This is a genomic window from Pseudoalteromonas sp. J2K-J031 (genome assembly GCF_058197095.2).
On sequence record NZ_CM200280.1, the window covers coordinates 565,539 to 587,087 of the forward strand.

16 protein-coding genes are annotated in these 21,549 nt (G+C 42.7%); 8 read left to right on the plus strand and 8 right to left on the minus strand.

What is annotated here, in order from left to right:
* Window positions 1–221: 221 nt before the first annotated feature.
* A complete protein-coding gene (locus AC3KZC_RS19785; protein ID WP_490579375.1) occupies window positions 222–3,398 on the minus strand; it encodes an efflux RND transporter permease subunit in 3,177 nt (1,058 codons plus the stop codon).
* A complete protein-coding gene (locus AC3KZC_RS19790) occupies window positions 3,395–4,564 on the minus strand; it encodes an efflux RND transporter periplasmic adaptor subunit (protein WP_490579376.1) in 1,170 nt (389 codons plus the stop codon). The genes AC3KZC_RS19785 and AC3KZC_RS19790 overlap by 4 nt, the downstream gene beginning before the upstream one ends.
* 128 nt (window positions 4,565–4,692) lie before the next feature.
* On the opposite strand from AC3KZC_RS19790, the gene AC3KZC_RS19795 reads away from it, so the two are divergent.
* The 4 genes from AC3KZC_RS19795 (at window position 4,693) to AC3KZC_RS19810 (ending at window position 8,197) form a co-directional block, all read left to right on the plus strand.
* Window positions 4,693–4,926, plus strand: a complete 234-nt coding sequence (locus tag AC3KZC_RS19795) for a hypothetical protein (RefSeq protein WP_490579377.1) — start codon at window positions 4,693–4,695, stop codon at window positions 4,924–4,926.
* The gene (locus AC3KZC_RS19800; protein WP_490579378.1) at window positions 4,923–5,192 is read left to right on the plus strand and encodes a hypothetical protein; all 270 of its coding nucleotides are present in this window, start codon (window positions 4,923–4,925) and stop codon (window positions 5,190–5,192) included. Before AC3KZC_RS19795 ends, AC3KZC_RS19800 begins: the two co-directional genes overlap by 4 nt.
* 130 nt (window positions 5,193–5,322) lie before the next feature.
* Window positions 5,323–7,461 (plus strand): TonB-dependent siderophore receptor, encoded by a 2,139-nt coding sequence (locus AC3KZC_RS19805; RefSeq protein ID WP_490579379.1) that lies wholly within the window; start codon window positions 5,323–5,325, stop codon window positions 7,459–7,461.
* A 286-nt stretch (window positions 7,462–7,747) separates the two neighbouring features.
* Window positions 7,748–8,197 (plus strand): GNAT family N-acetyltransferase, encoded by a 450-nt coding sequence (locus tag AC3KZC_RS19810; RefSeq protein ID WP_490579380.1) that lies wholly within the window; start codon window positions 7,748–7,750, stop codon window positions 8,195–8,197.
* 25 nt (window positions 8,198–8,222) lie between these two features.
* Here the strand turns inward: AC3KZC_RS19810 and AC3KZC_RS19815 are convergent, their stop codons facing one another.
* Window positions 8,223–9,362: an MbnH family di-heme enzyme gene (locus AC3KZC_RS19815; protein WP_490579381.1), complete on the minus strand. Its 1,140-nt coding sequence runs from the start codon at window positions 9,360–9,362 to the stop codon at window positions 8,223–8,225.
* A complete protein-coding gene (locus AC3KZC_RS19820) occupies window positions 9,359–10,111 on the minus strand; it encodes an MbnP family copper-binding protein (RefSeq protein WP_490579382.1) in 753 nt (250 codons plus the stop codon). The genes AC3KZC_RS19815 and AC3KZC_RS19820 overlap by 4 nt, the downstream gene beginning before the upstream one ends.
* Window positions 10,112–10,187: 76 nt before the next feature.
* On the opposite strand from AC3KZC_RS19820, the gene AC3KZC_RS19825 reads away from it, so the two are divergent.
* On the plus strand, window positions 10,188–12,941 hold the full coding sequence (locus AC3KZC_RS19825) for a choice-of-anchor B family protein (RefSeq protein WP_490579383.1): 2,754 nt from the start codon (window positions 10,188–10,190) through the stop codon (window positions 12,939–12,941).
* 95 nt (window positions 12,942–13,036) lie between these two features.
* On the opposite strand, the gene AC3KZC_RS19830 is transcribed toward AC3KZC_RS19825, so the two are convergent.
* From AC3KZC_RS19830 to AC3KZC_RS19840, 3 genes are all read right to left on the minus strand, one after another.
* The gene (locus AC3KZC_RS19830) at window positions 13,037–13,354 is read right to left on the minus strand and encodes a heavy metal-binding domain-containing protein (protein ID WP_490579384.1); all 318 of its coding nucleotides are present in this window, start codon (window positions 13,352–13,354) and stop codon (window positions 13,037–13,039) included.
* Between the two features lie 37 nt (window positions 13,355–13,391).
* A complete protein-coding gene (locus AC3KZC_RS19835; protein ID WP_490579385.1) occupies window positions 13,392–14,753 on the minus strand; it encodes a leucyl aminopeptidase family protein in 1,362 nt (453 codons plus the stop codon).
* Between the two features lie 484 nt (window positions 14,754–15,237).
* Window positions 15,238–15,627 carry a hypothetical protein gene (locus tag AC3KZC_RS19840; RefSeq protein ID WP_490579386.1) on the minus strand — a complete coding sequence of 130 codons (390 nt, stop codon included), beginning with the start codon at window positions 15,625–15,627 and terminating at the stop codon, window positions 15,238–15,240.
* A gap of 160 nt (window positions 15,628–15,787) precedes the next feature.
* On the opposite strand from AC3KZC_RS19840, the gene AC3KZC_RS19845 reads away from it, so the two are divergent.
* From AC3KZC_RS19845 to AC3KZC_RS19855, 3 genes are all read left to right on the plus strand, one after another.
* Window positions 15,788–15,943, plus strand: a complete 156-nt coding sequence (locus AC3KZC_RS19845) for an oxidoreductase-like domain-containing protein (RefSeq protein ID WP_490579405.1) — start codon at window positions 15,788–15,790, stop codon at window positions 15,941–15,943.
* A 301-nt stretch (window positions 15,944–16,244) separates the two neighbouring features.
* Entirely contained in the window at window positions 16,245–18,863 is a 2,619-nt protein-coding gene (locus tag AC3KZC_RS19850; protein WP_490579387.1) for a TonB-dependent receptor plug domain-containing protein, read from the plus strand.
* Between the two features lie 88 nt (window positions 18,864–18,951).
* Window positions 18,952–20,388, plus strand: a complete 1,437-nt coding sequence (locus AC3KZC_RS19855; protein WP_490579388.1) for a tetratricopeptide repeat-containing sulfotransferase family protein — start codon at window positions 18,952–18,954, stop codon at window positions 20,386–20,388.
* On the opposite strand, the gene AC3KZC_RS19860 is transcribed toward AC3KZC_RS19855, so the two are convergent.
* Window positions 20,385–21,290, minus strand: a complete 906-nt coding sequence (locus tag AC3KZC_RS19860) for an alpha/beta fold hydrolase (RefSeq protein ID WP_490579389.1) — start codon at window positions 21,288–21,290, stop codon at window positions 20,385–20,387. The genes AC3KZC_RS19855 and AC3KZC_RS19860 overlap by 4 nt on opposite strands.
* Between the last annotated feature and the right edge of the window lie 259 nt (window positions 21,291–21,549).

Below are 21,549 nucleotides of genomic sequence, written 5' to 3' on the forward strand. Positions count from 1 at the left end.
TAACATTTGTTATGTTTTTTATTGAAACTTATATCACTTCCCCCCTGTCGCCAGCTCATAAATCATCGACATAACATGCTGTAATTGCCACGAAAATAATGGTTGATCCAAACCATAGCGGCAGTGACTTATCTTAAAACGCGCATTAGCGGGACCTCGCTTGCAGTACTAGAAAGAAACACAACCCACCACGGACCCGGTTATTATCAGTGATGCGCCTCTTACTTAGGCTTGGCTATTTCTTGCGAAGCAACCTCTAGGCGCCTAAAAGTCAAAATGTTGAGCAATGCGCCTAATGTTGCTTGGCACTCATAGGCGATATAAATCAGGCAAGGCAGTAAAATCAGTGACGTAAACGTTGCAAACAAAACGGCAAAACTGAGTGAAACCGCCATTGGGATCACAAACTGCGCTTGTAAACTGCTTTCAAACATCAAGGGTAACAAACCAATAAAAGTGGTCAGTGAAGTGATTAAAATGGCCTTAAAACGCGCTATCGTCCCTTGGAAAATTGCCTCGTTAAGTGGCATCACATCGCGCAGCTGATTGACGCGAGTGAGTAACACCAGCGCATCGTTTATGACCACGCCTGCAGCGGCAATCATGCCAAAAACTGACATCATACTTAATGGAATACCCAACAATAGATGGCCATACACAGCTCCTGCTGTCGCAAACGGGATAACAATAATGACCAATAACGGTTGGCAATAACGCTTAAGTGGAATAGCTAATAAACTATACACCGCCAATAGCGCGATTATTGCAAAGGCAGTGACTTGGCTTTGCTCTTGTTGTTGCTCTTTTAAATGCGCCCCTAAATCAAATGCCACATCAGGGTAGCGTGCTTTTATTGTCGGTAAGATCTGCGCTGCGAGCGCTGAACGGATCGCCATGACTTGAGCTTTTTGGCTGGGCACAATAAACGCCGATACCGTAAAGGTGCGTTTGCCTTGTTCGGTATGAATTTCGTGACTGCTGCGTGTGGTGGTGAGTGTTGCTACGTCTGAAAAAAGCACCTGTGACTGGTGATTAATACGAATAGGCAGAGCTGCTAATGATGAGAAAGATTGGCGTTCATTCAAAGGCGCACGCACCATAAAACGCACCGTTTGCTGCTGCGTCACCACTCGTTGCACTTCTATGCCATAAAAATAAGCAAAAACCTGCTTGGCGACCTCACTGGAGGTCAACCCTAAATGAATGCCTTTGGGTGTCAGCTCAATTTGCCATTCTTGCTGATTAGTATTGAGATTTGAGGTTAATTGCGCGATGGCTTGATGCTCGGCCAACGCCGCACTCAAATCGTGCGTCGCGGCCGTTAAGCTGCTTAAGTTGTCGCTGTATAGCTGATAACTAAGCTCTGGCTTTTGATTAATATCAATCACATCAGATTCGATGGTAATGGCTTTGACCCCCAGAAGCGTCGGCATGGCCGCCTGCCAGCGGCGGGCTAATTCAAATGCATCAAATGGGCGTTTATCTTCATCAACCAATGGCGCAAGCACTTCGCCTTCGGTGTCATTATCGAGCCAAATATAGGTATCTTTTACCAGCTTTTTACCGGTGCTTTGCTGCGTTTGTTGCTCAACTTGCAGCACCATTTGTTCAATCTGTTTCACTGCCTGCAATGTGTGTTGATGGGACGCATTGTTATCCATTTGCACATGAATGGATGGGAAATCATGGGGCACTTTGGGCACGGCAGTAAAACCAATCACGCCAGCTTTTAAAATTAACACAGCTGCGACTAACACACCTATAAACAACATTAAAACCGGATACCTAAAATGAATCACCTGCTTTAAAGTAGGCAAAAAACGCCCTGTTAACCAACGCGATAACCCACCATCAAACCGTGTGCGCCAGTGAGTTGTAGGCAGTGGCTTAATTGGGCTATGCGCAAGGTGGGCGGGCAAAATCATTTTTGATTCAATTAAACTAAACAACAAACACAGCAGTGCAACCCCTGCAATGGCAATAAACTGTCCAGAATTTGGGCCAGTACTGAACATAAAGGGCAAAAACACAGCCATCGTGGTCAGCACGCCAAAAGTGGCTGGAGCTGCTACTTTACTGGCACCAACAATGATATTTTCAACATTGTGCCCCTTATCAGCAGCTTCTTGTGCAGCACTTTCGCTGATCACTATGGCATCATCAACCACAATGCCTAACACCATAATAAAGGCAAACAGTGAGACCACATTAAGCGTGATACCAATAAATGGCATCAACCAAATTGCACCTAAAAAGCTCACCGGTAAACCGAGCATCACCCACAATGCTAAACGCACACGTAAAAACACACTCAACACAATAAATACCAACAAGGCACCTTGGGCTAAATTGCTGAGCATCATATTCAATCGCCCCTCTAAATAATAAGTCGTGTCGACTAATTGATAGAGCGAATACCCAGCAGGCAACAGAGGCGTTTTATAGGCTAAATAGGCTTGAACACTTTGAGCTACGGCAGTAATCGATTGTGATTCATCGGCTAAAATACGCATATAAAATGCATTGTGGCCATTGAGCTGCGCAAGATGTAACTGCTCAGTGAGTGATTGTTTAACCGTGGCAACACTGCCTAGTGTCAATAATTCACCTTGCTCTGTGGTCAATAAAGGCAATGAATTTAAGCTGATCAGGGTGTCTTTTTGTGCTGGAACTTGCAGATTAATTTTGCCATTTTCGGTGGCGATTTGACCGGCACTAATATTTTGCGATTGCGCACGGATCAGGGCGGCAATATCCTCGAGTGCCAAACCGTAGCGCTGTAACGCATGACGTGATACTTCGATAGAAAACTCAACATCGGGTAAGTTGGTCGCCTGGACATGACTTATCACATCCCGTGCCAACAACTCTCGTTTGATCTGTTCGCCAAATTGTTTTAAAGCAAGCTTATCCTGAGGGCCTGTGAGCACTAAGCTCACCGCATTTTGTAATTGTGGTTTATTGAATAACACAATCGGCTCCATAGCTCTGGGTAAATCAGCGATAGCATCGAGTTTATGTTTGATTTCGTTAAGCCGTTGCTCGCTTGATTGATTGGCATATAACGCAATGATCATGCTGGCGCTGTGCTGTCTGGCCTCACTTTCAATACGCTTTATACCTGCTTGGCTATTGAGTGCCTGCTCAATTTTTTTGAGTACTTGCTCTTCAAGCTCTTTAGCTGATGCACCAAAGTATTGAATTTGAATGTGGATCTCTGGGGCTTTAGCAATGGGGAACATTTGCCTTTGAATGCTGCTAAAGCTCAGCAATCCCATCACAATAATAAAAATCATCAATAAGTTGGCAACTAAAGGACGGTGACAAAAAAATGCAATCACACTGTTTTTATAGGGGGGTGTTTTCTCGGGCTGTGCTTTTTCGGGCAGTGCGTTCATAATGATTGCCCCTTCACAGGCGCTGTTGCGAGCGTCGACTGTACGACATTAACCGCCATGTTTTCTCTGACAATTTCAGGGCGTTTATCGACTATCAACATCGGCTGGTGACTGGGCAGCGCAATGATGACATCCTGCTGTTGACTGCCCACAATCTCAACGGGGATCGATTGGAGAGTCTGATCCTGCGATAAAGTCCAAATGCGGCCATCATTCACCATATGGTGTGCAACAAGGGCTGCATTTTTAAACCTTTTTGTCGGCACTGATACCTGGACAAATTCACCAAACTCAATGCGTTTTCCTTCATTGCTTAATCCGTACGGATCGGTAATTTCGACAATAAACGTAGCACTGCGCGTTGCGGTAGAACGTGTCCCAAGACTACGCGTTAAGCGCCCGGTATGCTCAACTTGATGGTGATCAATACGAACATTACTGATCGGTAACTCTGCCAACAAAGGTAACTTGTCATCGGTAATCGCCACATGCACATCGGCTTTGGCGACATTGGCTAAACGCCCAAGAGTTTGCCCTTGGGTGATCACTTGACCTAGACCCACTTTGCGCTGCTGAACCAGTGCATCATAAGGGGCGCGATATTCGCTTCGAGTCAGGTTGGCTTGAGCAATTTGCAATTGAGTTTGCGCGGCCAATAACGCAGCTTTGGCGCTGTTAACCTGAGGCTCGCGCTGCGCAAGCGGATTATGAGCAGGTGAATTCGCCAGTAAAAGGGTCGATTTAGCGACGCTTGCCTTCGCTTTTTCTTCCTCAAACTCCGCACTGGCTTTGGCTACAGTTGCTTCTGCTAATGTCACTTTTGCTGCTAAATCAAACGGGTTAAGCGTGATCAGTACCGCTCCTTTTTGAACTATGCCCCCTTCGACAAAGCTTGGGTGTAAATAGGTCACTTTACCGGCCACTTCAAAGGCGATATCAGTATTTTCAATGGGCGTAACAATGCCCGATAATTCAAGTTGCGTATGCATAGATTGAGGCGTGATAGAGGTCACGCTGATCAAAGGTAACGGCTTGATTAATTCACCACTCCCCCCCTGTTTTGGGTTGGCTGAAGGGGCGATAAAATAACCCGCCAATACAATTAAACCGACTATTGCGAGGGTTAAAAACCACCGTCCTTTGATGCCATTAAACCTGTCGAGCATACACATCACTTCCTGTTAATATTACAAAGTACCCAAATTAAAAACGAAACACTTGCACCACTGAATTTTGTTATGTTATAACATTTTTAAAATATAAAGTGTAACAATTTTTCCTAAATTAGGTATTTATGATTCCTGTATTCTCTGCCACTCAATATGCCTCACAAATTTGTGATGTATTTCAGTCAATTAAAAACATCAGCCATGATTCTTTTACCGCTCCAAACATGGCGCTGTACACGCGTTTTATGGCGTTATTATCGAACCAGCAAGATGAAACATTTGCCAACCAAGTGTTGGCTGAGCAACAACAACCGTTGATGATGTCTGATTATTTACAAATTGGTAGAAGCAAGAAGTGATGATTTGGATTTCACAGCTGGGCATCATTTACGGCTGTTGGGATAATCAATTAGCCACTAAAGCCGGCGAAGTCTACTTAAGAGATATTGATCTTAAGTTTAAACGTACCATCAATAAAACCGAGCAAGTGAGTTTTGAAGGCTACTTTCCAAAGCATTGTAAAAAAAAATTATCTGATGATTTAGTGTATTACAAAGATGCAAAAATAATCGTTGAATCCGGCGCATTCATTGGCCAAGCAAGTTTTATGGTACCGTTGAAATGAGCAATCAGCACAGTATTTTTAATTATTTCAATAACTAACCAATAAATAAGTGCTTTACAACACAATCACACTAAATGTTATGATATAACAAATCTAAAGTATCCACTCTCATATTGTTAAAGGAATTACAATGCACATCAGCCTTCGCTCATTTCAACTTTGTTCTATTCACCTCGGGGTTGCGTTGAGTTTATGCTCTACTGGCCTTTTGGCGAACACTGACCAAACAATCGAAACAATTGAAGTGACCGCTAAGCGCCAAACTTACCGTGGTAATTTTGATGTATTAAAAACGCCTGAAGCTGTCTCTGAAATAAATCAACAGCTCATTAAAAACACTGGTGTAACAGGATTAACTCAGGCGCTCGATTTATCAGCCTCCGTTTCTCGGCAAAATAGTTTAGGCGGATTATGGGATAGTTTTGCGATACGGGGATTTTTTGGTGATGAAAATGTCCCAAGCGGCTATTTAGTCAATGGTTTTAATGCAGGGCGCGGTTTTTCAGGACCTAGGGATTTGTCGGGCATTGAACGAGTTGAAGTTTTAAAAGGCCCCAAAGCGGCACTGTATGGCCGAGGTGAGCCAGGTGGCACGATTAACTTAATCACCAAACAACCGACTTTTGAGCAACAAGGTAACATAGCGCTCGAATTGGGCAGCCGAGATAAACGTCGCATAGAGGCAGATTTGAGTGGCGGCTTAACAGAGCAAACCGCCGCGCGAGTGATTGGTTTTTACGAAACCGGCGATAGCTTTCGCGATACCATCGACATCAACAAAAAAGGCGTCATGGCCTCGGTATTATTTGAGCAAAGCGCGCGCTCTGTCTGGCAATATGAATTAGAAGCTGCCCGTCAAGAAATTCCATTCGACCGAGGCATTCTCGCCCTTGCCGGCGATTTTGATATGATGCCCATTGAGCGCTTTTTAGGTGAGCCTGGCGATGGCCCGACAACAACCGAAGTGCTCGGTCATCAGCTACAATGGCAATATGAGCTTGCGCACGATTGGTTCGTTAATTCAGGTTTGAGTTATCGTTCAACACAATTAACCGGTACATCGAGTGATGCAGAAGTCTCACCTTCGCGACAAAAGCTCTATTACAATGGCCGCACGCTCACTCGTCAAAGACGTCAACGTGATTACGACACCGATCAGTTTGTTATTCGTTCAGAAGTATCAGGGAAATTTGATACTGGTGCCATTACGCATGAGTTAATCGTCGGCATTGACTACGATTTATTCGATTATGATCGCGATTACCGTGTCTATCGCGCGCCTGCACTTTCAACTAACCCTAGTAATGAAAGGCTGCATGCGATTGATATATACCAACCTCTTTATGGCCAACATGCATTGCCGACACCTGTTCCTGCCATTGTCAGAGTGCAAGAACAAATCGCGACCGGCCTATACCTGCAAGATCAAATGCGTTTAACGGATAATTTACATGTTCGCGTTGGTGGGCGGATTGACCGTTTAAAACAAACCCTCGATGATCGCATTCGAAATGTCTCAGCGGAGCAATCTGAATCCCATTTCAGTCCGCAAGCGGGTGTGGTTTATCAATTAAATGACAGCTGGTCTGTGTATTCAAGTTACGGCGAAGGGTATCGCCTGAATTTTGGTACTGATGCCAGTGGTCAAGGCTTCAAACCCAATGAAACGACTTCGGGCGAAATCGGCACTAAATTTAATCTGATCGACAACAATTTAGGCGTTACGCTGGCTTATTTTGATAGTACGCAAAAAAATATAATCGTCGCAGATGCCGCCAATCCGGGTTACCACACTGCGATTGGCCAAGCGAGCAGCAAAGGGGTTGAGTTTGATGTCACTGGGCAGTTACCAGGTGATATTGATGTGTGGTTTTCTTATGCATATATAGATGCGCAAGTAGATAAAGATGCAAAAGATACCGGCCTTGGGGTGGCATTAAAGCAAGGTGATGCGCTGCTTAACATTCCACAAAACAGCGCCAGCTTACACATTAGCAAGCAATTGCCCGTGTTTGAGCGCGCACTCACGCTCGGCATTGGCGCTAATTATGTCGATGAACGTTTAGGTCAACGAGGCTCTGATTTTTACTTGCCAGCGTACACCGTGGCCAATATGTTTGCACGATATGATGTCACGCAGCAATTTGAAGTGAAATTACAAGTGCATAATTTATTTGACCGCACATACTTCCCCAACTCATACACACAAATATGGGTGCAGCCGGGCGAACCTCGCTCAGTTGATATCACCCTGAACTATTCTTTCTAATCTTTTGTTGGCTGCTACAGCACCTGTGGCAGCCACGTTAAAGCCCCCCTGAGCTATTTTCAACAGACAGTCACAACCTATTAAAATCAACACGATAAACTGACGTCTTTAAATCAGCCGTTCAATCAATGTACAATGAAACGTAAACTAATAATTTATAAGCGACTTTAAGAGCCGTTTAGTCATGAAAGTGTCTGAATAATGTCAATGACAACGTCTTGGTTTATTAATCAATATCGCCACCACATAATAAAAAATACCGTCATTCATCCAAACAGAGGTAAGCATGAACATCGCACTTAGACCAGCCACCCCCGCTGATTCTGCCTTTTTACTTGAGCTTCGCGCTCAAACTATGGGGCCGCATATTGCTGCGATGGGCCTTCCAACCAGTAAAGAAGACTACCTTGAGCGAGTAAATTACCGTTTTGATTGCGCACAAATCATCATGGTCGATAACCAAGCCGCGGGGTTATTCAAAACCTGCTTTTTAGCCGATAAAAACCAATGGTTTTTAGTGCAAATTCAAGTACACCCTGATTTTCAAAACCGTAAAATCGGCTACACCCTTGTTAGCCAATTGCTTGAGCAAGCTGCGCACGATCACGCTGATGTCTATTTAACGGTATTTAAATCAAATCCTGCGCAGCACTTATATTTGCGTTTAGGATTTAAACAAGTGGGTGAAACCGAACATGAATATGAAATGCTCTGGACACCACCAGGCGCTTTGTAAAACAAGCGCTTTATAATCACAATCACTATTTTAATGCTTGCTGGTTTTGGGAAGATACAAACGGATTACCAAACGCGGCATTGGTTAAAAACGCGTTATCGGTAAGCGAGTTTAAAAAAGCCAGTAAATCGGTTTTTTCGCTTTCGCTTAATTCAAACCCTTTCACAAAAGGGCTTTTGTGGCTGTTTTGGCGGCCATCGCCGCTATAGTCACCTTGAGTCACATTGCGCCCCCCTGCGGCGTAAATATCAATCACATCAGCTAATGTGCCGACACTGCCATCGTGCATATAAGGCGCACTTTTGGCGATATTGCGCAGCGTTGGCGCGCGAAAAGCACCGTTATCGCGCGGCTCTAAAGTGATTTCCGCCAAGCCGATGTCTTTATTTGGATACGAGTTTTCCTGATTATACAACCCGGTATTATGAAAAGGGCGACGGTCAAGCAGCTGCTTTTCATGGCTGGTCGACTGAGTAAAGTTAAAGCCGCCATGACAATGATGGCACTCTAAGCGCTCTGAAAAAAACAAGTTCATGCCTCGCAGTTGGCTTTCGTTAAGGGCATTATCATCAAGGCCATAAGCGTAGTGATCAAACGGGCTGCTAAAAGATACTAAACTGCGCACAAAACTGGCAATCGCTTGATTAATCTTATTAAACGTCACTTCGGTTGAGCCAAATGCGGCCACAAATAACCCTTGATAATGGGCTGTGCTAAAACGTGCTAATACTTTTTGTTCATGGCCTGTAATACCCATTTCAACAGGCGCTTCGCCAAACAGTGGCAGCAACATTTGTCGCTCGATTGAATCTAAACTCGGATGTGCCCAAGTAAGGGTTTTATTGTAAGCAATATTGACCAAGGCTTGCGCATTACGACGATGAGGTTCTCCAGTTGAACCTACAGATACCTTTAAAGGCTCTGCAAATGCATAAGTTTGCTGATGGCACGAGGCACAACTTTGTGTTTGATTTGCCGACAAATTGGTGTCGTAAAACAAAAACCGCCCCAAGGCGACTTTTTCGTCGCTCATTGGGTTATCAATTGGCACTTGGGGTTTTGGAAATCCCTCTGGGATAGCCCATTGATAGTCTGGTGCAGGTACTTTTTGTTCGCAGCCAAGCATACTTAGAAAAACCAAGCTTAAAAAGAGGTGTCGATTCACTGATAAAAGACCTCATTGCGCTGTAATTGGCCAAATAAACTTAAGCAAACGGGGTTGTTTTGCTCGCTCATACAACGGCTATCTTGATTAAGCGCCACGCCTTTGAGCAATACCGCTAAATCAAGGTAAATTGGCTGATTTACGTTAAAGTCTTTGAGTGTAATGGTAACTAAATTTGGATGCTGGCAGGGCGTTTTTGGCGCGCGTAAGCTTGATACTGCATCACAACCGGTCGAGCCTAAATGATAGGAAAACGAACGGGCAGCAGATTGATTCGCTATATCTAACCGTAAAAATTTATGGCCCATTTGCCAACTCCAAAACATATCGGCTTGATCTAAAGGCGCGGGAGCATTGAGAGGATTATTATGATTAAGCTCAAACGGGACTCCTAAATCAAAGCTTAATGTTCCCTCTTCAAAATCGGGCGCTGATAACGCACTAAGCTGCCAATATTCGCTTTGCTGGCACTGCCCACCCACTAAACCAATGTTAGGATTACTATTAACGCTGGTGTGCAAAGTAAGTGCTTGGTGCTGTGTATTATTGCTAAGTGTTAAGTTCGCAACAAAAAACTGTAATGTACTGATTTCAAAACCAGCTTCATTTTGATGAGACCATGTTTGCTCACAGTCAATTGGCGCGCCGTTATAAACAGGAATAAATTTAAACGTGATAGGAGTGCTTGGCTGACACGCCACTAATAATAAACAGACAAAAACGCCGATTAATCGTTTATAAAAATACACTTGTACCTCAACTCATAAACCGTTATTTTGTTAATGAAATAGTAACAAAAACAGATTATAACCACAGGATCGCGCAATGAACCAGCACTCTTTTTTAATCCCGCTTGGCCTCAGTTTACTGTGCTCAAGCCAATTTGTTTTGGCACATGCCGAACATGATAAAGCCCGCTACGTCGCCCAAAGCGGTAAAGATGCAGGTAAATGCGACAACCCAGTGCGCCCTTGCCAAAGCATTCATTATGCGGTGCAACAAGCCAATAAAGGCGACAAAGTGCTGGTTGCCAGCGGCCACTATGCCATGAGTAACGAATCAGATTTGTTTTATTTACAAAGCCAGCTGGTCCCCGTGAAAGGCGGCTTTAATAAATTTGACCATTTCCAAGTGCAAAGCCCTGATGTTAACCAAACAGTGCTCTCGGGCGTACCCGAAGTACTGCGTGAAACCTTAAGTGACGCTGGCTTTAAAGTGATTGCAGATACCAAGGGCGCTGATATTTCGGCCGATTTAAGCAAACGCTTGGCTAATTTTGAGATGCTGAGCCAAGCGCAACAAAATTTAAGCTGTACCAATGGCAAAGCAGGTAATTTTGCCTGTAATAAGGTTGATCTAGTATCGCATACGCCAATGGCGACCGGTGTTTCGGGCTCTGATGTGTGGGGGCACGTAGATTTAAATTCGGGCATTGAATACGCCATTATGGGTTATAGCAATGGCACCAAAGTATTTAGCTTAGCCAACCCTGCCGCGCCTGTTGAAGTGGGCCACATTAGCGGTTCCAGAACCAGCTGGCGCGATATTAAAGTATATCAATATTTTGATGCCGACTTTGCCAGCTATCGGGCTTATGCGTATGTTACTTCTGAGGGCAGCGATGGCATTCAAATCATCGATTTAAATAACTTACCGCAATCAGTTACCCTTGCCAAACGAGATAGTTCTGTGGGGTCATCTCATAATATTTATATCAGCAATGTCGATTACACCTTAAACAGCAAGCTCACCAATGCTGAACCTGCGGTGCAAATTGTCGGCGCAAACAGCTTTGGCGGTGCCTTTATTAGTTATTTACTCAGCGATGCTAAAAACATTAGCCGTGTTTACACGCCTGCTGTGTCATCTCGCAGTAATTACACCCACGATGCCACCTCAATCCAAATTGATGATGAACGTAACCAGCGTGATTGCATCAACGGTACTGAGTTTGGTTGTACCTTAATGGTCGATTTTAACGAAAATGAAGTGCGTTTTTGGGATGTAACTAATCCACAAAAAACGCAAGAGCTTAGCAGCATTGGTTATGATGATGTTGCGAAAGAATATCAATATGTCCATTCAGGTTGGTTCAGTGACGATAAACAATATGTATTTGTGCATGATGAGTGGGACGAAAACTACGGCGGCCTCAATACCACAGTGCGGGTATTAAATATTGAAGATTTAAATACCCCAACTTTGGCGGGTATGTGGCAAGGGCCGACAAAAGCTATTGATCATAATGGGTTTGTGCGCGGCAATCGTTATTACATGTCGAACTACGAGCGCGGTTTGACTATTTTAGATATCACCGACCCCACCAGCCCTCAAGAAGTTGGTTTTTTCGACTCCTTTCCAAGTTCCGATAACAACGCTTATCATGGCGCATGGGGCGTTTACCCTTATTTACCTTCGGGCTTAATTCTTTTAAGCGACATCAACAGCGGTTTATATGTCTTAAAAGAACACACCCGAGATGTTGTAAAAGGCAGCCTCTCGTTCCAAAGTGCTGCTATTTCAAGTGAGCGCGATACCAGCTTGAGCATCACTGTAAAACGTAATAAAACCGATGGTACAGCCACAAAGGTAGGGTACGAAACCATTCCAGGCAGTGCGCAGCACAACGTGCATTATCAAGGTGTTAAAGGTGTACTTGAATGGGATGGCAATGACATTGCTGACAAAACGTTTGATATTGCGATTAAGGCAGCAACCCCAGATGCGCTAAAACAATCGTTTTTTGTCCGCTTATTTGACCCTAAAAATGGCGTTACCCTTGGCGAACATCATTATTTGCGTATTAACCTTGCGGGTAAACTCAACTCAGGCAAAGTAAGTTTCAGCTCAAGTAAAAACACCATTGCAGAAAACCAAGGTAATTACACCGCCACCGTGATCCGAACAGGTGGCAGCGAAGGAGCCCTCACTATCAACTATAACGTTGTACCGAAGTCTGCATCGGTGCAAGATATTGAAACAACACAAGGCACACTGACATGGGCCGATGGCGATATTAGTAATAAAACCATTCGCTTTAACATCATTGATGATACCGAGTCTGAACAAAATGAAGTGGTAGAAATTCAACTTAGCCATGACACTGATGCAAGCTTAATTGAACAAACCACCTATCAAGTCACTATTTTAGATGATGAGAATAACCAAGCGCCGAATGTCGATGCAGGCCCAGATTTTGAAGAATCGACCAATATCAGTTTTGATTATACGGGCGCAGCGGTAAGCGATGCCGAAAACGATTTACTGACGTATAGCTGGAAGCAACTCTCAGGTCCGGCCGTGGCCTTAACACCTGTGGTTGATCATGTTTTAAATATTAAAACGGGCAGTGAAACCGGTGATTGCGTTATTGAGCTTACCGTCACGGATGAGCGCGGGGCTAGTACTCGCGATAGCGTTACCTTAAAAGTTGTAGGGGCTGAGGTTGTCACACCACCGCCGCCGCCACCTGTGGTTATTCCTGAAGAACCCAAGAAAAGTTCATCGGGCGGTGCGTTATCAATATTTTCGCTATTAGCCATGTTGATTGGAATTCGAAGAATTAAAAAACGCGTTTAATTGATTTAATAAAGCAAAAAAAAAGCCCGCAATGTTATTTAAACACTACGGGCTTTTTTAATAACGTTGATTCAAATAATCAAGCGCCTCAATAATTAACGGCTAAAACGGACCGCAGTACCAAATACCAATAACTCCGAAGCACCATCAACAATGGCACTGGTGGTATAACGCACGCCCACAATAGCATCGGCATCGAGCATATTGGCTTGCGCTATCATGCGCTCAGTTGCAATGGTTCGCGCTTCGGTAAGCATTTCGGTATAACCGCGAATCTCGCCGCCAACAATACTTTTAAGCCCCGCCATAATATCGCGACCAATATGTTTAGATTGCACCACATTACCAGTAACCACACCTAACGGTGTCGTTATTTCTTTGCCTGCTACCGTATCGGTTGTAACCAATAGCATATTAAAATCCTTCTATAAAATGGCCCAAGCTAAAAAGTTATTGGTAACGCGCTGCTAAAAACTCAAATGCCGCGCGCACACCAAATGCTTCACCCCCAATTGGACGACCCGGTAGTTTACGGTTATTCCAGGCCATAATATCAAAATGAACCCAAGGCGTGCTTGGCTCAACAAAAGCTTGTAAATAAAGCGCTGCGGTAATCGCGCCTCCAAATGGGCTTGGGGCACAGTTAGATAAATCTGCAATATCACTTTTGATTAAATCTTTATATGGTTTGTGCAACGGCAAATGCCATACCGCATCATCGACTTTTAATCCGGCTGCAATGAGCCCTGCTGCAATGTCATAATGATCAGTAAAAAAGCCAGGCAACTCAGTGCCAAGTGCTATACGACAAGCACCGGTTAACGTTGCAAAATCAACAATTAAATCAGGATTTTGGCTTTGCGCTTCGGCCAGTGCATCGCATAACACTAAACGCCCTTCGGCATCAGTATTATCAATTTCAACGGTTAACCCTTTACGAGTTTGCACCACATCGCCTGGGCGAAATGCATTACTTGATACCGCATTTTCAACCGCCGGTACTAACACTCTTAAACGCACGGGTAATTTAAACGCCATCACTAAATAGGCAAGCCCAATAACATGCGCCGCGCCGCCCATGTCTTTTTTCATGTAGCGCATTCCTGCGCCTGGTTTTAAATCTAAGCCACCTGAGTCAAAACACACGCCTTTACCAACAAGGGTTAACTTAGGAGCCGACTCTAAACCCCAATTGAGTTCTATTAGACGTGGTTTATTTTCGCTGGCGCGACCAACCATGTGAATGGTTGGATAATTTTGCTCTAACAATTCATCGCCAACTATTTCGCTAAACTGCCCATTAAATTGCTGCGCTAAGTCTTGCATCACCTCAGCTAAATGCTGCGGCATCATATCTGCGGCTGGGGTATTGACTAAATCACGCACTAAGGCTGTACCTTTAACTAAATGTAAGTAGTGCTGCAATTCATCTTGGTTATTGATCACCAATTGTGCTTTGTCTTTGACCACAGTTTTATAATTATCAAAGCTGTAATGACCCAGCGCCCAACTGAAGGCAATTTGCTTACGAAGAGCAGCATCGGTATTGGTGAGCAAGTATTGACCAACAGGAAGCTGGCTTACTAAATCACCACAGAGCCAATAAGAATTAAGATCTTTAACAAAAAACACAACGCGTTCTAATTGCCCCGTTGTTTGCGGTACCAAAACAACCCCTTCACCACTAAAACCCGTTGCACTTAACCAGTTTTGTACGTAGCTCGATTGTTTTGCACGCCAATCTTGATACTGTGCGCACGCTAATATTTCAAGGGGTGTGCCTGTTTGGCCAAAAATTAATGCTTGTTTCATATTTAACTCAAATTGTTACTCAACTCGTTTGAGCATACCAATTTCATCCGCACAAAGGTATAGCTGATAAATTAAATGCGTATCTTGCAACAAAACTGAACGATTATTCGACTTAACATTGGCGGGTAATAAAAACGAACTTATATCAACTCTAGATAATAACTTTAGCAACACATTGAATTTAAATAACCTGAGCTTTGGTTAAGAGATTTACTAACGTATTGATATTGAATTGGTAAATGTTTTTTCAAGTCTGTAGCCGAAAACCTTTAAGGATAACAAGGCGAATTTACGCGTCAATAGCTGGCCTATTGTAAGTAAATTCAACGCCGTTAGCGTTGAAAGTAGCCGCTGGAGATAAATTTATTATCCAGAGCTCAGGTTAAATGGCTATTGTAGCCATTAATTTGAAGTATGAGGTTTTTAATAATAAGAAGGTGGTTTGACGCGTCATAATTCTAATAAATTTAATACCAAAGTAAGGTTAATTTAAATCATTATTCAAAGGAGGCTGTTCAGCTTTAGGTAAAGGCTTATTAAATGAACTGGGTAATACATCAACGCCTACTAACTTACCTAGTTTGATTAAAATCGGAATAGTGATGGGCGCAAAAGGCAACACCGCAAAGACACTTAGGCCTAAACCTTTTAACAAATCACACAGTTGGCTATTAGCAAATTTAAGCTCTTCAGCGGTTGCTTGACGTTTGCTGTATTTTTTATAGATGGATAACATTTGTTTTGTTTCAGCTTTTTCTTGCGATAAAGCCTGCTTTAATTCCAGCATACTACGACGCAGCTTTAATTTACTTCGTACGATCGTAATTTTTGTCACCCTTACTGGGGCGCGATGGAGCAAAAAGATAATTCTCATACGTTATTGTCACATAGAGTCAAATAAAGCACTAAGACTAAATAGTAATATTGTGTAAATATCATCAAATAGCGACTAATGTCTAAGAAGGTTATTTTTAATAGGCGTCACCCTCATTTTGTAAGACACTATGTCACCTTTATTATTTTTATCCTGCGCTATGAACTCTACAATTCCTATTTTAACTGTCCCTGAAAAACCTAAACCCGGCGACTGCTGTGGTGGTGGAAGTTGCTGCCCTTGTGTATGGGATGAATACAAAAAGGCACTTAAAGACTTTAAAAACAGTAACTTAAATTCAAATAAAACTGAATAAAGTCAGCTTGCTTTATTTTACCGCGCTCTAAAAACATCAATCCAACATAACTTGGTCTCAACCCCTTAGAAACAAAATAAAAATTTAATAAATAAAAGGTTAGCGTTTTTCAAAAAAGTTCAAAATATCTCCTATACTAATTCGGAACATTTATATAACAAGTCAACATATTTAATATTTACATATTGCAACCAATGTTAACTGTATGTATAAACTAGGTTAAGCCAAATATAACGGCTAATCCTTTTTTCTTACTTACCATGTAAAAAGGATCTTATAATAATTCTGATTGGGGATTGGAATGAAAAAATATAACGCGCTACATAGAGCAGTGAAACTAGCTCTAACATCAACAGCAACTGCTGGTCTTTTACTTTCACAAGGCGTATTTGCTGAAGAAGCAGAAAAAACCGCTGTAGACAAAAACGTAGAAAAAATCGCCGTAGTTGGTTCTCGTGCTGCACCACGTTCGATTGGTGAATCACCAGTACCGATTGATATTATCGGTGGCGAAGAATTAGGTAAGTCAGGTAATACTGACATGCTTGAAATTTTAAAAGGCTCAGTGCCTTCTCTTAACGTACATACTAACCCGATTAGTGACGCCGCTTCTTTAGTTCGTCCGGCTAACTTACGTGGTTTACCTTCTGACAGCACCCTTATCTTATTAAACGGTAAACGTCGTCACCGCGCCTCTGTTATTGCGTTTTTAGGCGGCGGTATCAATGATGGTGCGCAAGGTCCTGATATTTCTGTTATTCCAAGTATTGCAATGAAACAAGTTGAAGTACTTCGTGATGGTGCTGCAGCGCAATACGGTTCTGATGCGATTGCAGGGGTAATGAACTTTGTTTTAAAAGACGCCTCTGAAGGCGGCTCTATGGTTGTTCGTCACGGCGAATATTATGAAGGTGATGGCGCATCAACAGAAGTGGCTGGTAACATTGGTATGCCATTTACTGACGATGGCTTTGTTAACTTAAGCTTCCAATATAAAAATGCAGATGCGACTAGCCGCAGCACACAACGCCCGGATGCAAAAGCATTTATTGATGCTGGCGTTCCTGGTGTAGGTAACCCAGCACAAATATGGGGTTCACCTGAAGTCAAAGATGACATCAGCTTATTTGGTAATGTTGGTTTAGATTTAACAGCAAACTCTGAATTTTATATGTTTGGTAACTACTCTGAGCGTGACGTACGTGGTGGTTTCTACTACCGTAACCCACACACTCGCCCAGGTGTTTACTCAAATGATGGTGGTTCTACATTACTCGTTGGTGACTTAACCCCAGGTCCTGTTGGCCAAGTCAATGACGGCTTAGGCCTTGGTGATGGTATAGATTGTCCAATTATTCCGATCGTTAATGCCGATGTACGTACACAGCAAGACTATATTAATGGTGTACAAAACAACCCGAATTGTTTTGCGTTTAACGAAATGATCCCAGGTGGTTTTACTCCAAATTTTGGTGGCAACATTACCGATACATCACTCACCATTGGTACTAAGGGTGAAGTTAAATCTGGCCTGTTAAATGGTGCTTATTACGACATCAGCGGTAACGTAGGCCGCAGTGAATCTCGCTTCTTTATTTACAATACGTTAAATGCATCTTTAGGTGCCGATACACCACGTGATTTTAGCCCTGGTAAATACATTCAACTTGAGAAAAACTTCAACGTTGATTTATCTAAAGGCTTTGATGCGGGTTACTACAGCGATGTTAACGTTGCCGGTGGTATTGAGTGGCATGAAGAAACATTTGAAGTGATTGCAGGCGACGAACCATCATTTAAAGTGGGCCCGTTAACTGATCAAGGCTTTGGTATTGGTTCCAATGGTTTTCCAGGTTTCCAACCATCAGCAGCAGGTGAATATACTCGTCGTAACTATGCCGCTTATGTTGATGTAGAAGCGCCATTCACTGAAGATTTCTTAATGGGTTTTGCACTTCGTTTTGAAGACTACGATACCTTTGGCTCAACAACTAATTACAAAGTTACAGCGCAGTACAATGCAACTGACGACTTATCACTTCGTAGTTCTGTCAGCACCGGTTTCCGTGCACCAACGGTAGGTCAAGCGAATGTTAGTAACGTACAAACTAACTTAAGCAGCGGTGTGTTAGTAGATTCGGCATTATTGCCACCAACGAACCCAATTTCAGTGCAATTAGGCGGTAAAGAGTTACAACCTGAAGAATCAAGCAGCTACACCTTTGGTGCAGTTTATAGCTTTGATAACTTCTTCTTTACAGCAGATTACTACCACATTGAAGTGGATGATCGCATCAGCCAATCGGATAAAATTGAATTATCAGCTGCTGATAAAGCAACGCTAAAAGCCGCGGGTGTTCCAAACGTAGACGGCCTTGCACAAGTAAGCTTCTTTACCAATGACTTTGATACCACAACTGAAGGTGTTGATATTGTTGCAAACTTCACTGCTGACTTATTTGATGGTAGTTCAACATTCAGCTTGGCATACAACTGGAATGAAACAACCGTTACTAAATGGTCTGATATCACAGGTGATTTTAAAGTAAACCGTTTAGAAAATGATTTACCAAAACACCGTGCAACCTTTACATGGTCACAAGATTGGGAAATATTCTCTATGTTTACCCGTGTAAACTATTACGGTGAATATCAAGGTGTGCACGTAGATTATGATGCAACCGCTATTACCGCCGATACAACGGTAACAGTAGATGCTGAGGTGAGCTACTTTGTAACAGAATCAATCACCTTGTCGCTGGGTGCTCAGAACATCTTCGACCAAGAAGCTGAAAAACTGAACTTCACTGCGCAATCTGGTGGCATTCCAAACAATAATTGGGGTGGCAAATACTACGAGACTTCACCATACGGCTTCAACGGTGGTTTCTACTACTTAAAAGCAACGTATAACTTCTAAACTAAGTTATCGTTAAAAAGAGCCCTGTTGGGCTCTTTTTTATTGCATAATCACGCCTTTTCGTTCAACTAAATAATGAAGCTAATTTATGTCAGATTTACTGATAAAACGTGCTTATCACTATCTGCAGCAACAGCAATTTCAAGCAGCAAGCACCTTATACCAGCAAGTATTACAGCAACAACCTACTCATTCTGGCGCCTTGTATGGCTTGGCAAGCATCGCCTTAGCACAGCATCAGTACGACTGTGCAATTTCACTGCTGCAAAAAGTATGTCAGCTAAGCCCAACTCAATTGCAACCATTGCTAGACCTTGCACATGCTTTTAGCGCTGTTGGTTCGGATGTTGATCATCACACCGTGCTTGTTTACGCGCTTAAGCGTTTTAACCACGCAGCCGAAATACGTTATCAATTAGCACGCCACTACCTTGCAACAGGTGAAATAACCCAAGCAACCCCTATTTTTGAGCAACTATTAAGCCAAGGCAACGTCGGGCTGATCGTATATAGCTTATTTGATTTAGTTAAAATACAACCTGAAAAATCAGCAGATTACCTTAGCTTTGCACATTCGTTGCACGTTAAACTACAAAAGCCAGAGCACGTTTATGTACTCAGTTACACCTTGGCGCAGTGTTATTTTAATCTGGGTAACATGGCAGAATTTGCGGCGCATTTAGAACACGCAAATCAGTTACAATATCAAGCGTGTGACTTTAAAACCCAAGACTTAGCACCTTTTTTTAATACTTTATCAGAGCTAAAACCCGCATCAATAGCACCAAGAAACGACTCTCAAGATACGCTAAAACCGATTTTTATCGTCGGATTACCACGCACAGGTTCAAGTTTATTAGCCCAAATGCTTGCAAGTCATAGTCAAATTGCTAATGCTGGTGAGCAACCTTTTTTGCCCGATACCGTTACAAAGTTATGTCAGCTTACCGCCAAACCCTATCCTGAATGTTTAGCATCTTTATCACCTGAACTGATTGAACAAGGCGCAGCTTATTACCTGACTCAGATGCAGCGTTTTAGTCATAATAAACGCTATGTAATAGATAAACTGCCCGCTAATTTTCAATCAATTGCGGCAATTGAGCTCATGTTTCCAACAGCACTAATCATCGATTTAACTCGAAATAACAGCGATATCGCATTGTCGATTTACCAAAATAATTTTGCTCAGACTGAGCCTTACTTTTGTGATTTGGATGAATTAGCACTGTATATTGGGTTTTATCAGCGCACCATGAGACATTTTTCTCAACTGTATGGGCAGCATATTGAGCAAGTGCATTACGAAGCACTTGTGACACATCCTAAGCTCGAACTAAGTACCCTATTACAAAAATTAGATTTAGAGTTTGAAGAAAATTGTTTAGCGTTTTACCAGCACAAGCTCACCGTTCACACCTTAAGTGCCGTGCAAATTCGAGAACAACTTCATAACAAATCAATTAATCGCGCACAGGCACTGATGCCTTATCTACCAAAACTTGTAAAATTTTCAAAAATTTAAGCGTAGCGTGCAAACCATGCTAATAAATCTGAAAATTGATCGTGCAATGCTTTTGGGTGCGTCAACATATTGATGTGATCATAATCATGTTGATGACCATGGCGTTTACCATACATATTTAACTGCTGGATCCCTAAACCAGACTCTTGCATAAATTTTTCAATGTCAATCGCTTGAGCCAATGCTTTATCTTTTACAGCACCAATATGCAAAATAGGTGGTAAGGCAATGTCACTGAGCGTTTGGGCATAGTCAAATTGATCATCACTATCAATCCAAGGTGATACTTTCGCCCACTGCATACTTTGCCAATGTGATTTAATACTTTCATTATCCGAGCCCCATCGCAAACGTTTGGCCGGTAAATAGCCATTTCGCTTGGCAATCCAAGGCGCTAAGCCGTACCACAAAAGATTAGCTTGCACTAACTTACTGGGATGTTTGTTATACAACGAACGTTTTGAGCCAAAATAGGCACACGCTTTTACCTTGTTGATCATTGCAGGATCACGGGCAAAATAACTGTTCATCAGCACACCTCCCCACGAATGTGCCACCCAATATTCGGCAGGTTGCCCACTGTGTTGCTCAATTTTCGCTAAAAAAGCAGGAATATCTTCTAAGATGGCCTCAGTTTGGCCGTAACTCGCGCCTTTGCCAATCGCAGGGCGGCTTTCACCTCGCCCACGCAAATCGGCAACATAACATTGGTAGCCATGAGAAGCTAAAAAAGGAGCGAGCCCTTTATTTGAATGTGTGTAAAAAATCTTGCCATTTTCGACCGCCCCATGCATAAAAAAGACCGCAGGCCCACGCGTATTAGGTTGATAAATATATCGAAGATGAAGTTGTTGCCCATCGGCTAAGTCGATAAAAAGTGATTGTTGTTGAACGTTTTCCATGCTGATTATCTTTATTTTTTAAACACATCGTACCAGTCAAAACTAAAAATGCTAACTATTTTATTGCTCTGCTCAAATTAATTCATTTAATAGTGACTCAAGCCAAATAGTTAAAAATAAACACGTTTACCAACATTAAAGTGAATTGCTTAATGCTACGGCATCTGTTTTTAGCCAGATTGAAGTGCCTTTTTTGAGCTGGCATATTGTTTAGCTACTTTTATCGAAATAACCCAACCTTGCGTGTATAATTGGCCAA

Bases quoted from the DNA above. Each gene is read 5' to 3' on its own strand.
- AC3KZC_RS19840 (WP_490579386.1), bottom strand. From the start codon at position 15,627: ATGAGAATTATCTTTTTGCTCCATCGCGCCCCAGTAAGGGTGACAAAA.
- AC3KZC_RS19785 (WP_490579375.1), bottom strand. From the start codon at position 3,398: ATGAACGCACTGCCCGAAAAAGCACAGCCCGAGAAAACACCCCCCTAT.
- AC3KZC_RS19835 (WP_490579385.1), bottom strand. From the start codon at position 14,753: ATGAAACAAGCATTAATTTTTGGCCAAACAGGCACACCCCTTGAAATA.
- AC3KZC_RS19795 (WP_490579377.1), top strand. From the start codon at position 4,693: ATGATTCCTGTATTCTCTGCCACTCAATATGCCTCACAAATTTGTGAT.
- AC3KZC_RS19810 (WP_490579380.1), top strand. From the start codon at position 7,748: ATGAACATCGCACTTAGACCAGCCACCCCCGCTGATTCTGCCTTTTTA.
- AC3KZC_RS19850 (WP_490579387.1), top strand. From the start codon at position 16,245: ATGAAAAAATATAACGCGCTACATAGAGCAGTGAAACTAGCTCTAACA.
- AC3KZC_RS19860 (WP_490579389.1), bottom strand. From the start codon at position 21,290: ATGGAAAACGTTCAACAACAATCACTTTTTATCGACTTAGCCGATGGG.
- AC3KZC_RS19805 (WP_490579379.1), top strand. From the start codon at position 5,323: ATGCACATCAGCCTTCGCTCATTTCAACTTTGTTCTATTCACCTCGGG.
- AC3KZC_RS19845 (WP_490579405.1), top strand. From the start codon at position 15,788: ATGAACTCTACAATTCCTATTTTAACTGTCCCTGAAAAACCTAAACCC.
- AC3KZC_RS19825 (WP_490579383.1), top strand. From the start codon at position 10,188: ATGAACCAGCACTCTTTTTTAATCCCGCTTGGCCTCAGTTTACTGTGC.
- AC3KZC_RS19830 (WP_490579384.1), bottom strand. From the start codon at position 13,354: ATGCTATTGGTTACAACCGATACGGTAGCAGGCAAAGAAATAACGACA.
- AC3KZC_RS19790 (WP_490579376.1), bottom strand. From the start codon at position 4,564: ATGCTCGACAGGTTTAATGGCATCAAAGGACGGTGGTTTTTAACCCTC.
- AC3KZC_RS19855 (WP_490579388.1), top strand. From the start codon at position 18,952: ATGTCAGATTTACTGATAAAACGTGCTTATCACTATCTGCAGCAACAG.